General features: G+C 43.5%; 17 protein-coding genes. 13 read left to right on the top strand and 4 right to left on the bottom strand.

Annotated features, from left to right (window positions below; translation table 11 throughout):
- Positions 1 to 58 precede the first annotated feature (58 nt).
- The 3 genes from CPIN_RS21390 to CPIN_RS21400 all read left to right on the top strand — a co-directional run bounded on the left by CPIN_RS21390 (position 59) and on the right by CPIN_RS21400 (position 2,169).
- Complete coding sequence (locus tag CPIN_RS21390) at positions 59 to 484, top strand: hypothetical protein (RefSeq protein WP_012791927.1); 426 nt, start codon at positions 59 to 61, stop codon at positions 482 to 484.
- A gap of 87 nt (positions 485 to 571) precedes the next feature.
- A complete protein-coding gene (locus CPIN_RS21395) occupies positions 572 to 1,597 on the top strand; it encodes an NAD-dependent epimerase/dehydratase family protein (RefSeq protein WP_012791928.1) in 1,026 nt (341 codons plus the stop codon).
- A 2-nt stretch (positions 1,598 to 1,599) separates the two neighbouring features.
- Positions 1,600 to 2,169, top strand: coding sequence for a Crp/Fnr family transcriptional regulator (locus CPIN_RS21400; protein WP_012791929.1), 570 nt, complete (start codon positions 1,600 to 1,602; stop codon positions 2,167 to 2,169).
- Between the two features lie 40 nt (positions 2,170 to 2,209).
- Here the strand turns inward: CPIN_RS21400 and CPIN_RS21405 are convergent, their stop codons facing one another.
- A complete protein-coding gene (locus CPIN_RS21405) occupies positions 2,210 to 2,398 on the bottom strand; it encodes a hypothetical protein (RefSeq protein ID WP_012791930.1) in 189 nt (62 codons plus the stop codon).
- On the opposite strand from CPIN_RS21405, the gene CPIN_RS21410 reads away from it, so the two are divergent.
- The 3 genes from CPIN_RS21410 to CPIN_RS21420 all read left to right on the top strand — a co-directional run bounded on the left by CPIN_RS21410 (position 2,399) and on the right by CPIN_RS21420 (position 4,498).
- Entirely contained in the window at positions 2,399 to 2,632 is a 234-nt protein-coding gene (locus CPIN_RS21410) for a DUF3072 domain-containing protein (RefSeq protein ID WP_012791931.1), read from the top strand. It abuts the gene before it with no gap.
- A gap of 109 nt (positions 2,633 to 2,741) precedes the next feature.
- Positions 2,742 to 3,596, top strand: coding sequence for a helix-turn-helix domain-containing protein (locus tag CPIN_RS21415; RefSeq protein WP_012791932.1), 855 nt, complete (start codon positions 2,742 to 2,744; stop codon positions 3,594 to 3,596).
- 71 nt (positions 3,597 to 3,667) lie between these two features.
- The gene (locus CPIN_RS21420; RefSeq protein ID WP_012791933.1) at positions 3,668 to 4,498 is read left to right on the top strand and encodes an NAD-dependent epimerase/dehydratase family protein; all 831 of its coding nucleotides are present in this window, start codon (positions 3,668 to 3,670) and stop codon (positions 4,496 to 4,498) included.
- Between the two features lie 183 nt (positions 4,499 to 4,681).
- Here the strand turns inward: CPIN_RS21420 and CPIN_RS21425 are convergent, their stop codons facing one another.
- The 3 genes from CPIN_RS21425 to CPIN_RS21435 all read right to left on the bottom strand — a co-directional run bounded on the left by CPIN_RS21425 (position 4,682) and on the right by CPIN_RS21435 (position 7,775).
- Positions 4,682 to 5,476 carry an SDR family oxidoreductase gene (locus tag CPIN_RS21425; protein WP_012791934.1) on the bottom strand — a complete coding sequence of 265 codons (795 nt, stop codon included), beginning with the start codon at positions 5,474 to 5,476 and terminating at the stop codon, positions 4,682 to 4,684.
- 512 nt (positions 5,477 to 5,988) lie between these two features.
- Positions 5,989 to 6,909, bottom strand: a complete 921-nt coding sequence (locus tag CPIN_RS21430; protein ID WP_012791935.1) for a helix-turn-helix domain-containing protein — start codon at positions 6,907 to 6,909, stop codon at positions 5,989 to 5,991.
- A 65-nt stretch (positions 6,910 to 6,974) separates the two neighbouring features.
- Positions 6,975 to 7,775, bottom strand: a complete 801-nt coding sequence (locus tag CPIN_RS21435) for an SDR family oxidoreductase (RefSeq protein WP_012791936.1) — start codon at positions 7,773 to 7,775, stop codon at positions 6,975 to 6,977.
- Positions 7,776 to 7,971: 196 nt separating this feature from the next.
- Here CPIN_RS21435 and CPIN_RS21440 point away from each other — a divergent pair, with 196 nt between their 5' ends.
- The 7 genes from CPIN_RS21440 to CPIN_RS21470 all read left to right on the top strand — a co-directional run bounded on the left by CPIN_RS21440 (position 7,972) and on the right by CPIN_RS21470 (position 13,475).
- Positions 7,972 to 8,754: an SDR family oxidoreductase gene (locus tag CPIN_RS21440; protein ID WP_012791937.1), complete on the top strand. Its 783-nt coding sequence runs from the start codon at positions 7,972 to 7,974 to the stop codon at positions 8,752 to 8,754.
- A 10-nt stretch (positions 8,755 to 8,764) separates the two neighbouring features.
- Positions 8,765 to 9,199 carry a DUF2147 domain-containing protein gene (locus tag CPIN_RS21445; RefSeq protein WP_012791938.1) on the top strand — a complete coding sequence of 145 codons (435 nt, stop codon included), beginning with the start codon at positions 8,765 to 8,767 and terminating at the stop codon, positions 9,197 to 9,199.
- Positions 9,200 to 9,236: 37 nt separating this feature from the next.
- Positions 9,237 to 9,590: a hypothetical protein gene (locus CPIN_RS21450; RefSeq protein WP_012791939.1), complete on the top strand. Its 354-nt coding sequence runs from the start codon at positions 9,237 to 9,239 to the stop codon at positions 9,588 to 9,590.
- Positions 9,591 to 9,603: 13 nt separating this feature from the next.
- Complete coding sequence (locus tag CPIN_RS21455; RefSeq protein WP_012791940.1) at positions 9,604 to 10,512, top strand: helix-turn-helix domain-containing protein; 909 nt, start codon at positions 9,604 to 9,606, stop codon at positions 10,510 to 10,512.
- Between the two features lie 199 nt (positions 10,513 to 10,711).
- Positions 10,712 to 11,842 carry a TlpA family protein disulfide reductase gene (locus CPIN_RS21460; protein ID WP_012791941.1) on the top strand — a complete coding sequence of 377 codons (1,131 nt, stop codon included), beginning with the start codon at positions 10,712 to 10,714 and terminating at the stop codon, positions 11,840 to 11,842.
- A 93-nt stretch (positions 11,843 to 11,935) separates the two neighbouring features.
- Positions 11,936 to 12,517 carry a Crp/Fnr family transcriptional regulator gene (locus tag CPIN_RS21465; RefSeq protein ID WP_044219361.1) on the top strand — a complete coding sequence of 194 codons (582 nt, stop codon included), beginning with the start codon at positions 11,936 to 11,938 and terminating at the stop codon, positions 12,515 to 12,517.
- A gap of 70 nt (positions 12,518 to 12,587) precedes the next feature.
- Positions 12,588 to 13,475, top strand: coding sequence for an SDR family oxidoreductase (locus tag CPIN_RS21470; RefSeq protein ID WP_012791943.1), 888 nt, complete (start codon positions 12,588 to 12,590; stop codon positions 13,473 to 13,475).
- Positions 13,476 to 13,502: the final 27 nt, after the last annotated feature.

The following is a 13,502-nucleotide window of genomic DNA, read 5'->3' on the forward strand; positions in this document are numbered from 1 at the left end:
AAAAGTTGCATTTTAGCGGGCAAGATTTATATTTACAGTAAATATCTATGCTATTTACATGGAAGACGTTTTTTATCTTACCCGTGGCTGGAGAAATGCCACTTACATTCTGTTTGGCGCTATAATATGCCTGTTTGTTACGCTGCTGACCTTCTCCTTCTTCAATCCTTTTCTGAAACAAGGTATCCTGTTTATTTTGCCTGTATCGCTTATAGTGATCGGCCTTTCTGTGTGCGCTATTTTACAGGTAAATGAAAAGATCTTCTGGGATAATGATCGTGTCCGTAAAGTATCCAGACTCGTTAACAGGGAGATCCTGCTGGAAGACATAAAAGGTTACAAATTTGCCTGGAACTATCTGCATATCATTCCGCATAAGGGAAAGGGCAAAAGGATCCTTGTATCGACCTATGTATGCGGTATGCGGCTTTTACACGCAGAACTGGTTGCCCGTTACCCTGACCTGAAACAGCAGAAGGGTTAGCAAACCTTATTACCCGCTGTTTTTATTTCTTACCATTTGTTAAGCGATACTTTCGGCAAGTATATTTTCCTTTGTCTAAAAAAAGGAATGACAAAAGAAGTATTACTGACAGGCGTTTCCGGCTTCCTGGGATCTCACACGACGATTCAGCTCTTAAATAAAGGTTACAAGGTTACAGGCACACTTCGGAATGCCAGCCGTATCAGCGAATTACAACAAATTATTGGTAAACATACCCCCTACATTAACAATCTCACCTTTGTGGAGGCGGACCTGTCTGATGAAAAAATCTGGCAGGAATTAACCAGTGGCAAAGATTTCATTCAACACGTTGCTTCACCGTTCCCGTTAGTCTCACCCAAAAATGAGGACGATGTCATTCAACCGGCTAAACAAGGAACGCTTGCCATACTCAAGGCAGCCGCTAACAATAACGTTAAACGCGTTGTACTGACTTCGTCTTCCAGTAGCGTACTGCATGGTAAACCACGAGGAAAAGAAAATGGTACTTTTGACGAATCCGTCTGGGCCGACGAAAATAACCGTGCAGACCTGAATACCTACTACCGCAGTAAAGTCATAACAGAGAAAGCTGCCTGGGAATACGTGAAACAGCACGCTCCGCAAATGGAACTGGTGACGGTACTGCCAGGCGCTATACTAGGTCCCGCATTGGAAAATGACTACGGAAATTCAGCAGGGATCATCCTGAAGATGATGGATGGGAGTTTACCTGCCATGCCGCAGATAGGATTTGATATAGCAGATGTCAGGTCCGTAGCTGATCTGTTAATACTTGCGATGGAGAAACCTGCCGCCGCCGGACAACGTTTCCTCGGCACATCCGGATTTTTGACTATGAAAGAGATTGCTGTTATATTGCGTAAGAAGTACCCTGCGAGGAAGATTCCTAAGGGGCAGTTGCCGGTTTGGTTTACGCATCTGCTGAGCTGGTTCGACAAATCATTGCAACCGGTAATGCTTGACCTGGGTAAAACACGTAAAGCGAATAGCGCCAAAGCAAGGAAAATGCTCGGCTGGGAACCAATCAATAACGAAGATGCAATCATCTCCTGCTCGGAAAGCCTGCTTTCCCTGGATCTCATAAAATAGATATGACAGAAAGCTTATCAAAAAGCCTGGCGTTTGGCGGAGTATTAAATGCAGCGGAGATCAGCAAGGTCGCTGGTGCTTTTGTACTTCGTCAGCTAAAGGCGGGTGATCATTTTATCCAGCAGTATCAGCGGGGCTCAGAAATGGCGTTTATTGACGAAGGCGTAGCACGGGTATATATCAGTGCGGATGATCTCCGTGAAGCAACTATGCACTTTCTACGGGCGAACCAGTTCGCGATGGATATTCCGAGTTTTTATGAAGACCTGCCTGCCACCGTTAGTATACAGGCGGTTACTAATTTGAAAATGCTGGTAATAGACCGCGCTACATGGTACGACTTATGTGATCAGGTGCCGAAGTTATTTATGCTGGCAAAAATGATTGGCGAAGTTACTTTTCTTAACAAGATCAAAGACGCTGATTATCTGCGCTTTGGCACGGCTAAAGAGAAATATGCCGAGTTCGTCAGCAGATATCCTGATCTGGCGCTTTCTGTCCCCTTACAGTACATCGCATCTTATCTCCAGATCACGCCACAGTCATTAAGCCGCCTCCGGAAAAGAGGATAGTAGCGGTAAAGTAAGGTGGGCTGATTCTCTCCCCTTTCGTTCATAATGTTATTGACTTCCCATACATCGTGCCTTCTTCCAGGTTGATGCTCTTTCCGGCGGCACTCATCAGGTTAAAGATGTCCAGTCCGTCGGCTGCATAGTGGTTCTCACAGCCCTTAATCTGAAAAACAGGGTTGGCCGATGACTGGCACAATCTTAGCAGTTGATTTACTAAAAAAATTAGCATATGGCAAACAAAGATGATGTAAACAACAATAATCAGGGCAATGCAGTTAAAGACCCTGACCAATGGACGACAGGTGACGAACCAATGACAGGTGCTCAGCGGTCTTACCTACACACATTAGCTACAGAGGCAAAAGAGGAGTTCGATGAAAACATGACAAAAGCGGAAGCATCAAAGAAAATTGAGGAATTACAGCAACAAACAGGCAGAGGGCTCAAACAAGATAGCGAATGATCATAAACTATAGCCGGCGTTGAATTTCAGCGCCGGCTTTGTACTGTCCGTATTTGCTTTTTCATTGCTTAGCATGTACCTTAGCTTTACAGTTAATCAGTTGTAGGGCATGCGCAATATCGATTCTTTACGGGAGCATTTCAGCCAGAACAGCCAGTTGCCGATTCGCCTTGTCTCTCCGGGTTTTGGCCATTTGCCACAGGCTGACGTAGAAAAATATGGCATTACGCAACGTTTACCTTATTACTTCTTTCTCTTTATCCTGGATGGCCAAAGCAGGCGCAGTGCGGATCTGGAAAAGTTTGATATCAGCAAACATGAGTTGCTTTTCTTTCTGCCACACCAGGTTCAGCAATTTCCCGTGGCTGCACATGGTAAGGATTACTATAAACTGGGCTTTTATGAAGAATGCCTGTCCCGTTTACCCAGGCAATATCGCTTCCTGCTCAATCCTCTCAACCAGCAAAAGATCAGTTTCGCGCCCGACGCAGCTATCAGACTACAAGCTATTTTTGAAATACTGCAAAATTTACTACGTACCATAGATACCGATCCTGAGCTTATTCTGGCCCATCTCAATAGTTTACTAACGGAAATCAATATTGCCTATTTCACCAATGATAAGAAGCCCGCAGATGACAGGCTGGCTAAATTTATCGCCTTCAAGATGTTTGTTGAGGACAACCTGATCAATCACCCGAGTATCCGGGAGATTGCGGAGGAATTGATGGTAAGCACTGATAGCTTATACCAGATTGTTAAACAATACTCCGGCCTCTCCCCTAAAGAATTCATCACAAACCGCCTGATACTGGAAGCCAGACGCCGTATGTATCATGGGGAACTGTCTTCTGTAAAAGAATTGGCTTTCGAACTTGGGTTCAATGACCCTGATTATTTCTCCCGTTTGTTTAAAAAAGTAACCGGTAAAACGGTTGCCGGTTTTTTTCAGGATTTGTCCTGAAGTTGTCGGTTTTCGTCCAGCCCTTCCTCCTGCTATATTAAGAGCTTTGTTCATAGAATAAATCCATAGATATGAACAGACAAACAGGAAATGTATTAGTAACGGGTGCAACGGGTCTTGTAGGAGCCCGTCTTGTACCACGGTTGATAGCAGCAGGTTGGAATTGTCGCGTATTGGTGCGCAAGGGGAAAGATGTGCCGGCCGGGGCTATCCACGTAACAGGAGACTTATTGGATGCAGCTTCACTCACACAGGCAGTAAAAGATGTGTCGGCAATCATCCACCTTGCAGCAGTATTCCGTACACAGGACACAGATCTGATCTGGCAAAGCAACCTTCAAGGTACACGTAACCTCATTGCTGCGGCAAAGATCCACGCTCCCGATGCACGCTTTATGCTGGCAAGTACAGCCCATGTTTACAATATCAATAATCCTCATCCGGGACGTGAAGACGACATGGTGGCTCCTGAACATGCATACCCTGCCAGTAAGGTTGCAGCAGAGAAAGAACTGCGCGAAAGTGGGTTGAACTGGTCCGTCCTACGCTTTCCTTTTGTATATGGCGACGGAGACGGACACCTGGAAATGTTACCCAAGCATATAATTCCGGCTAAATGGCATCCTGCCCAGAGAATGAGTGTAATCCATCATCGTGACATTGCTACTGCTATAGATATGGCCCTTGCTGGCACTTTTGACGGGCGTATCGTAAATATTGCAGATGAATCGTCTATGTCGGTCTATGAGTTATTGCAACTTGTGGGTACCACTATGGAGTCGTCTGCTGAGCCGCTTCAAAATCCCTGGTATCTCTATGCAGATACTTCTCTTGCGCGTAGTCTGGGCTTCCAGCCTAGCGTCAGAACGGTATATCAGGCGATACAGGAGCAGCTGCTCTAAGGTAGGCATACTGCTTATCAGCGGGTATCATTCCTGCAGAATGGTACTAAAACGAAAAGGTCGGAAATGCCGGCCTTTTCGTTCATCTATGATAAGTGAAAATAATTATTCATCTTCTTTTACCAGTTAACATAAGCGGTCACTTTTGATAGTGACTTTCCCGGAGCATATTGATAAAACTGATTAAGCCAAAGGAATTGCACCTCCATCAACAAGATAGTTTGCACCTGTTAAGTATGATGCGCGTGGAGAGACCAAAAAACCAACTAGTTCAGCAACTTCCTCAGGTGCGGCAAGTCTGCCAATAGGTACTCCACCAATTGTATTCATTAACAATTGATTGGCCTCTTCAGATGATATCTTCATAGTTTCTGCAAGGTTTTGCAAAAATGCATCCATACCACTAGTTTTAACTACACCAGGAGATATCGCAAGAACCCGAACACCTTTACCAGCCACCTCTGAGGAAAGTGATTTGCTATAATTATTAAGTGCCGCTTTAGATGCGGCATAAGGCATAGTAAACTCCCAGAACGGCATTTGTCCGACTCCCGAAGACACGTGGATAATCACCCCATTATTTTGTTTGATCATAGCTGGAAGCAATATGCGGTCTAAACGTACTGCTGACATTACATTAAGTTGAAAAGTATGTTCCCAATGTTCGTCCGTCAGCATGCTAAAACCACCCCTAGGATTACCGTTCCCGCCCGCATTATTAACCAGTATATCAACAGTTCCGAATTTTTCAAGAACTTCTGCTCCTAAGGTATTTACAGCTTCAGAGGTTGAAAAATCCGCCGCTATAAAGTACTGTTCTGCTTTCATTTCCGCGGGCGCATTGCGGGCAGTGACTATGACTTTTGCTCCTGCGGCCGTCAACCTGTCTGCGATTGCCTTCCCGATGCCTTTCGTACCACCGGTAACCAAGGCAATTTTGCCATCTAATTCCAGACTTTCGTGCTTTTTGTTTTCCATTTTACTGTTTAATGATAATTAAAAACTTACTTAACTTTATTTATAATGAACGTTTCAGAATAGAAAAAAACTATTTTTCAATTCGCTGATTAGAACCCAAGCCATACTCTGAACTCGTTGCCGACTTTTATGAATAATGTATAATTCACACCATCTGGTGAATATGCATAAGAGGTACTCCGTGATCACTACAGGATTTATTCCTTTGATAATTGCGCATTTTTCATGCATCAGTAGTGATTTTGGCTATTAATTTGTGTGTGAAATCAATGCTTTTGCAGGAAGAGTTGGGCTCAGGGCTTCTTTACTGCGGCTTCACGAGTCTTACTAATTGCCATGCAGCGTCTAGTGCTGCCTATAACACTATTTACTGAATCGTTTATTAGGTTAACTAAAGCCTCAAGTGGTGATTGGAATTGGAAACAAGCTTCGATTTCCTCCATCTCATTTTAAGTATAATTACGAATGCATTTTCGCGAGCCATTCGCTATAAAGCGGGAAGAATTTCCCTGCTAATTAAAATGCTCCCTGAACTCCAGCGGGGACATGTTTGTCTTCGACTTAAAGAATTTACTAAATGACTGCGGATGTTCAAAACCCAACTGATAGGCGATCTCGCTTACTGTAAGATCGCTTATCATCAATATCTCTTTTGCTTTTTCAATCAGCTTCAGGTGTATATGCTGCTGTGTATTGTGCCCTGTAAGTGACCTTAGCAGGTCGCCCAGATATCTGGGTGATACTTCCAGCTGATCGGCCAGCGACTGTACGGAAGGTAAACCCTCCATCAAAGCGGTTTGGTTATTAAAATAATTATCCAATATCTCCTCCAGCTTTTCCAGTACCTGGTTATTAATGGACCTCCGGGTGGTGAACTGCCGTTTATAGAAACGCTGGCTATAATTCAGCAATAACTCGATCTGTGAGATCAATACGTCCTGACTGTGGTCGTCGATCGCTGTTTCCAGCTCATCTTCCAGATTTTTAGCGATGGCACTGATGATCAGGCTTTCTTTATCTGATAAGTGCAGGGCCTCATTCACCGAATAGGAAAAAAAAGCATAGTTTTTAATCTTAGCATCCAATGGATAGTTTCGCAGAAAGTCCGGATGGATCAGCAAGGTAAAACCCGCATCCGAAAAGGGCGTATTTATGATGTTAAGTGGCTGTCCGGGAGAGGTGAAGATCATGCCTCCTTCATCAAAATCGTAGGTAGTCTGACCGTATTTCGCTCTACAACCGACAGACTCATTATAGGTAATATTATAAAAATTCATCACGAAAGATGGCCTCAGCATCTCATCAGTGATCTGCACTTTACTGTAATTCAGTATGCTGATCAATGGGTTCAGGGGTTTTGGTAATCCGAATGCCCGTTGGATCTCCGTAATGGTATTAAATACACGCGGCTTGTTCTTTTGTTCTCCTCTCATTTTCTAAAAAGTTATTGCCAGTAAGTATTCCCATATTTACTGGCAATTTAATATTAAAATATGAATTATCCCTGTACCATTAACTGATGCACGTAATCTCTGAAACCTTCGTCACCTACGGCAAGCCTATGTGCATACAGTGCCTTCGCGTCTTCACCGCATACATAGCGAAGATTGTTCTTTCCGTCAGTAGCGGCTTCGTACACCACAGCAGCAATGTCGTCAGCAGTTGAGACATTGGTACCTGTGCTGATCGCGGCCAGAAATTTATTTAACAGGGTTTCATAGGCCGGATGAGATGCAATCACAGCACTTTTGCCATTATCCGTAGCAACGAGCCCTGGTTCTATATTCTTGATACCAATCCCAAATGCATTCAATTCGTAAGACAGACTTTCGCTCCAGCCCTCCAGCGCCCACTTACTGGCATCGTACATCGAACTTACCGGGAAGCCCGCAAGACCTGCACTAGACGTTGTAGTGATGAAAAGACCTGCTTTCCGCTCCCTGAAATAAGGAATAAACGCCTGGGTAACTCTTACCACCCCAAAGAAATTAGTCTCCATCTGCTGTACCAGTTGCTCATCTGTAATCGCTTCTAATGCCCCTAACAGCGTATAACCTGCATTATTAAATACCACATCTACAGGTCCAAGTGCCAGCGTTTTCTCTACCGTCTCTTTTATCTGCAGGGTGTCAGTAACATCCAGTGGTAAAATAGTTACGTTGTCCAGTAAATGCAGTTCTTTTTCATTTTCCGGTCTGCGCATTGTCGCTACTACCTGCCAGCCCTTTTCTGCGAAGTATATAACTGTAGCTCTGCCTATGCCTGTCGAAGCGCCCGTAACAAATATTGTCTTTTTCATTCGTCTGTATTTTATGGCAAAATTGCACTACCTCAAAGGAAAGGACGTAGCGAAAATGGTAAATCTTGTAGTCAAATCGGTCATTCATAGGTATGGCCCCCTGGCAAACATCTTCCTTTCTACTACAAAACCGTGACTTTTGGATACACCCTGCTCCTTGTAACAGCTGACCTTTGCAATAACAAAATAGCAAAACATGGATCTAAAAAACAGTAGCGTCCTTATTACCGGCGGAACAAGCGGGATCGGATTAGAACTTGTAAAACAGCTGAGCAAAATAGGAACAACGATCATTATTACAGGCCGTAATCCGGATACCTTGTATGCAACAAAAAAGCGCTTTCCAGCCATTCATACTTTCCAAAGCGATGTGAGCAAGGTAACAGACATTGAACTGCTATATAAAGACGTCATCCGGGAGTTTCCTGCTTTGAACATGATTATCAATAACGCCGGAGAAATGCGACTGATCGACCTACAGGATACCGGGAAACGTCTGGAAGACATCACCCGGGAAATTGATATCAATCTTAGGGGAACAATCCACATGGTACACCGGTTTTTACCACATCTGCTTAAAAAGCCTGCTGCTGCGATCGTCAACGTCTCCTCTGCGATTGCTTTTATGCCCTATTCGGTAGCGCCTGTTTATAGTGCTTCTAAAGCAGCAGTCCATGCTTATACGATGGCCTTACGCCTTCAGCTTGGTAAAACCAATGTAAAAGTGATTGAATTGATCCCTCCGGGTGTAAGTACGAATCTTCAAAACGACTGGGTACTGCAACCTAACCCAGGTATGATGATGGATGTAGGCAAAATGGTAAATGTCGCGATCAAAGGACTCCTAAAGGATACGCCGGAAATCAAACCAATATTGGTTAAAGTAATCAAAACGCTGAGTAAACTAATGCCCAATCAGCTGATGAAATTCGGACACCGGGAATTTGAAAAATTCAAACAGCTTAACAATCATCAATAAACCTTCAGATATGAAAAGAATATGCTTTGCAGCGCTTATGCTGCTGTTATCAATGGCATCATTTGCCCAGAAATTATCACCGGACCAAATCCTTGGTATATGGCAATGCGACGAATATAAAATAGAAATTTTCAAGTCGGGCAACAGCTACGCTGCTAAGCTCTTATGGGCAAAGGATCTATTTGAAGCAGATGGAAAAACGCCTAAGAAAGACACCAAAAATCCGAACGAGCAACTAAGAAGCCGATCCAGACAAGGCATTACACATATCACGGAGCTGATGTACAAGAACGGTGAATACGTGGACGGTAAATTATACAGTGTCCAGGATGGGAATACATACAGTCTGAAAGGTGCACTTAAAAGTATCAACGAGCTTGAAACACGCGGTTACAAAGGCATCCCGATGATGGGTAAAACCTTCCGTTGGAAACGCGTCCAATAGCCTTATATCATACATTAATCCTTAAACAACAACAGCTATGGTAAGAAGTATCATTTCACTGCTATTATTGATTGTCTCTGCATCGTTGAGCTTCAAACATGCCTGGGACACCCTCCGCTACAAAAACAACCCTGAAACGCTTAAAATGATCGCAAGCCTGGGCATCAGCGAAGCAAGCGTTCCCTTGCTGAGTGTATTGAGTATCGTGATTGGCGCGTTGGTGCTCATCCCTAAAACATTCTTCCTGGGTAATCTGCTGAATGCAGTAGTCATTGTGCTGATAATGGCATTGGCGGCCCGGGCAGGGAATTACAAAATGGTGCTGATAGAAATCCCTTTTTTAGCCATGCCTCTGATTATGATCGCCTTGAAATATCCGTTTAAAAATTAAACTAACTTGCAGTATGGCACATGCAAAACCATACCGGATTGAATCTGTAACGGAAATACACCGGCTGATGCAGCTTCCGAAGCCACATCATCCGCTTATAACCATTGTTGACCTGAAAGGTTTAAAGAGCGATCCGGATATTAATACTGTTATATTCGACCTGTATGTCATATCCATGAAAAGAGGCTGTAACAATCTCTTCTACGGTCAACAGAAATACGATTTTGACGAAGGCTTAATGGCTTTTATGTCGCCTGGACAAATATTGCGTGGTGAAGAAAACGGTGTCCCTTCCGATCTCGAAGGCTGGATGCTGTTTATACACCCGGATTTCCTATGGAACACATCGCTTGCGAAGAAAATAAAGAAATATGAATACTTCGGGTATGCTACCAACGAAGCCTTGTTTCTTTCTGATAAAGAGGAATCCGTTATCAATGGCATCATAAAAAACATCAGCAACGAGTACCATTCCAATATCGACAATTTCAGCCAGGACATCATCATCGCTAATCTGGAAACACTGCTGAACTATGCCGAACGTTTTTATCAACGTCAGTTCATCACCCGGAAAATCACCAGCCATAAGTTACTAGCCCAATTGGAGGACGTATTAAGCGCCTATTTCAGCAACGAAGAGCTGCTGTCAAAAGGACTGCCCAGTGTACAATACATGGCTAAAAAGCTAAACCTCTCGTCCAAATACCTCAGTAGTATGCTCAAACAGCTCACCGGACAAACAACACAGCAGTTAATTCATGAAAAGCTGATCGAGAAGGCGAAAGAAAAGCTCTCCACTACTGAACTGTCTGTCAGCGAAATCGCCTATCAACTAGGTTTTGAACATCCACAATCATTTAATAAGTTATTCAAAAGCAAAACCAATCAGAGTCCTTTAGATTTCAGACAATCTTTTAACTGACGCGATATTGAATCGTCAGATATAATAATATTCAAACAGGCTGATTTTACACGAGACGGCCATTATATGATCCGGTTGGTATCGTATAATGGCTATGCCCTACCCAATTAAACTATAAACGTCTTTATAAAACTTTTAACACCTGATACTTTGACTATTTAGTTCAATCATTCTATCTTGAGCCCCATATACAATTACTATGAAATCTATCGTTTGTTTTCTCATGATCCTTATTTGTCCTGGTTTTATATTTGCCCAGAAAAAATTCAAGGTATCTTTTATCGTTCCGGATAGTACCATAATAAAGAATCTATCTTTCTCCTATTATGACTATAAAGAAAGATCGGACATAAGTATAACACCTGTTTACGAGAAGAACAAAGCAACCATTTCCCATAGCTACAATACTTTATATGCACACATTCGTGCCGAGCTGCCTTCCGGCAACTCCTGGCCTGCTATGACAATATTCGTCACAGAAAAGCCAGCGACCGTGACATTCCCTGAGCATATGAATGCAGCTGATCCTTTTTGTAGTTATACGCTCACCAACGCAAAGGATCCTAAAGAGGAATTCCGGGTAGCGAACGCACATACGCAGGAAGCCAGAAAGCATTACCAGCAGGTATATGATTCAGTAGCTGCCAATTGGACACCGGCAGATAGCCTTGGCTATAAGCGATTTCGGGAAGCCCTACTGGCTATTGACTATAAAAAGCTGGAATACATTAGCGATCATCCCAATGACTATAGTTCATTTATAACCTTCGAAAGGTATACCAGCAGTCTCCTGCCACCGGATTTGCTGTTAGAGCGGTTTAACACCGTTTTTCCCGCAAACTTCAGGGACAGTGAGGAAGGCGCCGGTGTTAAAAGGTACCTGCAGGATAGAGCTATCTTAGAAGGAAAGAAAAAGGCAATTTCGTTTACAACGAAAGACATCGACAACAACAAGATCGTACTGGAAGAGGTGTATAGTAAAAAGCATGTATTGCTTGTGTTCTGGGGTACCTGGTGCGGACCATGTATAGAAGAGATTCCTACCTTGAGAGAAATAAGACAGCAATGTCCCGAAGAGCACCTGGAAATAATATCACTTGCCTCCCGCTCACCACTGGAGAAAGTCCGGGAATTTATTAAAGAAAAGCAGATGAACTGGAAACACGTTGTCAATGACGAAGACATCCGGCTGCTTTACCAGATACATGGTTATCCGGAAGTCATACTTATTGATACGAAAGGAAACATTATTTATAAATACTCTGACTATCCGGACCTTCATCTGCAAAGTTTAAAGAAGATGTTAGCCAGTCTTGAAAGCAATCAATAGGCAGATGATGCCTTATACTGCCAGGGCTGAATCTATCACCTGCAATGTAAATATTGTATATTTATGATCAGCTGATGGAAAATAATTAACGTAATGATGAACGCCTTCAACAACTATCTGCAGGTAAACACCAGGCTCAAGGAAGAAGAGATTGACACTATTATTTCCTTTGCCGTGTCCCGGAAACTTCGAAAACATGAATTTCTCTTTCATGAAGGGGATATCTGCCGGCATAAATATTTTGTCATAAGCGGACTACTACGCAGCTTCAGTACGGGCAGTGATGGCACTGAACATATCATTAAGTTTTCGCCGGAAAATTCCTGGACGCTTGATAAGGAAAGTTATGACCTTCAGATAGCAGCTCATACCAGCATCAGTGCTGTTGAAGCCAGTCATATCCTTTCCTGGTCAAAAGCGGATTTTGAAAGACTGAATAAGGAGATACCGGCATTGAACGAATTCACTACCCAACTGACTGCCGATAATATATACAACAGCAGCCAACGTCTTGTAACGACGTTAAGCGCCACTCCCGAAGAGAAATACCTGGACTTTGTCAAAAATTATCCGGCGCTATTGCAACGTTTACCATTGAAAATGATTGCAGCATACCTGGGTGTGTCACTCAGGACGCTTGATCGTATCCGCCACGCACAATTACCACAATCCTGAATTTCACGCCAAATGGCGTATTCTTGTAAGGTATAATCCTTCAGTTTTGTTCTTAAAAATTGAAGGACTTATGCGCGTATTCATAACAGGAGCTTCCGGATTTATAGGCGGGGCCATCTCAGCTGAATTTTTAAAGGCAGGTCACCAGGTAATTGGCTTAACACATTCTGAGGAAGGAGCGGCACTACTCAATGCCGCTGGTGTTGACGTACATCGTGGGAATATTAATGACCCCCAAAGTCTTCAGCATGGTATAGAAAAATCAGACGGCGTTATTCATTGTGCATACATGCATGGCTTTGACAGAATAGAAGCAGCCAGCCGACAGGAAAGCGCTGCGATCAATCACCTGGGTAGGTTCCTGGTAGGTTCTGACAGACCCTTATTGATTACTTCAGTTGCTGCAATGGGGATTGCTATCCCTGGTCAGCCGGCGATAGAAAATCACTTTGATCCTAATCAACGTAATCCCCGTTATGCAACGGAGACAGCTGCCACACATGTTGCAGATCAGGGCGTACATGTATCTGTTGTAAGACTTCCACAGGTACACAACACCCAAAAATTTGGCATTGTCAGTAGTTTACTACAGATCGCACGTGCTAAAGGTATTTCTGCCTATGTTGGCGAAGGGGCGAATCGTTGGGCGGCCGCTCATTTATTAGATGTTGCTGCACTTTACCGACTGGTGCTGGAGAAAAACGAACCACGCACATACCATGCCGTCTCCGAAGAAGGCATTACCCTAAAGGAGATAGCAGCAACTATAGCAGAAAGGCTAAATATCCCCCTTGTCAGTCTATCTGTGGAAGAAGCGCAAAGCCATTTTGGACCTTTAGCCATGTTCCTGGACTTTGATATGTCCGCATCCAGTGAACAGACCCGCCAGCGACTACATTGGCATCCTGCAGGACCGGGACTTATTGAAGACCTACGGCAATATAATATAGTGTTATAAAGTAATAAAGAAAGCCTTTGTGTAGGC

The sequence above is a fragment of the Chitinophaga pinensis DSM 2588 genome (assembly GCF_000024005.1).
Taxonomy (GTDB): Bacteria; Bacteroidota; Bacteroidia; order Chitinophagales; family Chitinophagaceae; genus Chitinophaga; species Chitinophaga pinensis.

What these genes read in the sequence shown, in the direction of transcription:
- CPIN_RS21455 (WP_012791940.1), top strand. Translation starts at nt 9,604, where the DNA reads ATGGCACATGCAAAACCATACCGGATTGAATCTGTAACGGAAATACAC.
- CPIN_RS21425 (WP_012791934.1), bottom strand. Translation starts at nt 5,476, where the DNA reads ATGGAAAACAAAAAGCACGAAAGTCTGGAATTAGATGGCAAAATTGCC.
- CPIN_RS21420 (WP_012791933.1), top strand. Translation starts at nt 3,668, where the DNA reads ATGAACAGACAAACAGGAAATGTATTAGTAACGGGTGCAACGGGTCTT.
- CPIN_RS21400 (WP_012791929.1), top strand. Translation starts at nt 1,600, where the DNA reads ATGACAGAAAGCTTATCAAAAAGCCTGGCGTTTGGCGGAGTATTAAAT.
- CPIN_RS21445 (WP_012791938.1), top strand. Translation starts at nt 8,765, where the DNA reads ATGAAAAGAATATGCTTTGCAGCGCTTATGCTGCTGTTATCAATGGCA.
- CPIN_RS21450 (WP_012791939.1), top strand. Translation starts at nt 9,237, where the DNA reads ATGGTAAGAAGTATCATTTCACTGCTATTATTGATTGTCTCTGCATCG.
- CPIN_RS21390 (WP_012791927.1), top strand. Translation starts at nt 59, where the DNA reads ATGGAAGACGTTTTTTATCTTACCCGTGGCTGGAGAAATGCCACTTAC.
- CPIN_RS21410 (WP_012791931.1), top strand. Translation starts at nt 2,399, where the DNA reads ATGGCAAACAAAGATGATGTAAACAACAATAATCAGGGCAATGCAGTT.
- CPIN_RS21435 (WP_012791936.1), bottom strand. Translation starts at nt 7,775, where the DNA reads ATGAAAAAGACAATATTTGTTACGGGCGCTTCGACAGGCATAGGCAGA.
- CPIN_RS21460 (WP_012791941.1), top strand. Translation starts at nt 10,712, where the DNA reads ATGAAATCTATCGTTTGTTTTCTCATGATCCTTATTTGTCCTGGTTTT.
- CPIN_RS21465 (WP_044219361.1), top strand. Translation starts at nt 11,936, where the DNA reads ATGATGAACGCCTTCAACAACTATCTGCAGGTAAACACCAGGCTCAAG.
- CPIN_RS21430 (WP_012791935.1), bottom strand. Translation starts at nt 6,909, where the DNA reads ATGAGAGGAGAACAAAAGAACAAGCCGCGTGTATTTAATACCATTACG.
- CPIN_RS21405 (WP_012791930.1), bottom strand. Translation starts at nt 2,398, where the DNA reads ATGCTAATTTTTTTAGTAAATCAACTGCTAAGATTGTGCCAGTCATCG.
- CPIN_RS21395 (WP_012791928.1), top strand. Translation starts at nt 572, where the DNA reads ATGACAAAAGAAGTATTACTGACAGGCGTTTCCGGCTTCCTGGGATCT.
- CPIN_RS21440 (WP_012791937.1), top strand. Translation starts at nt 7,972, where the DNA reads ATGGATCTAAAAAACAGTAGCGTCCTTATTACCGGCGGAACAAGCGGG.
- CPIN_RS21470 (WP_012791943.1), top strand. Translation starts at nt 12,588, where the DNA reads ATGCGCGTATTCATAACAGGAGCTTCCGGATTTATAGGCGGGGCCATC.
- CPIN_RS21415 (WP_012791932.1), top strand. Translation starts at nt 2,742, where the DNA reads ATGCGCAATATCGATTCTTTACGGGAGCATTTCAGCCAGAACAGCCAG.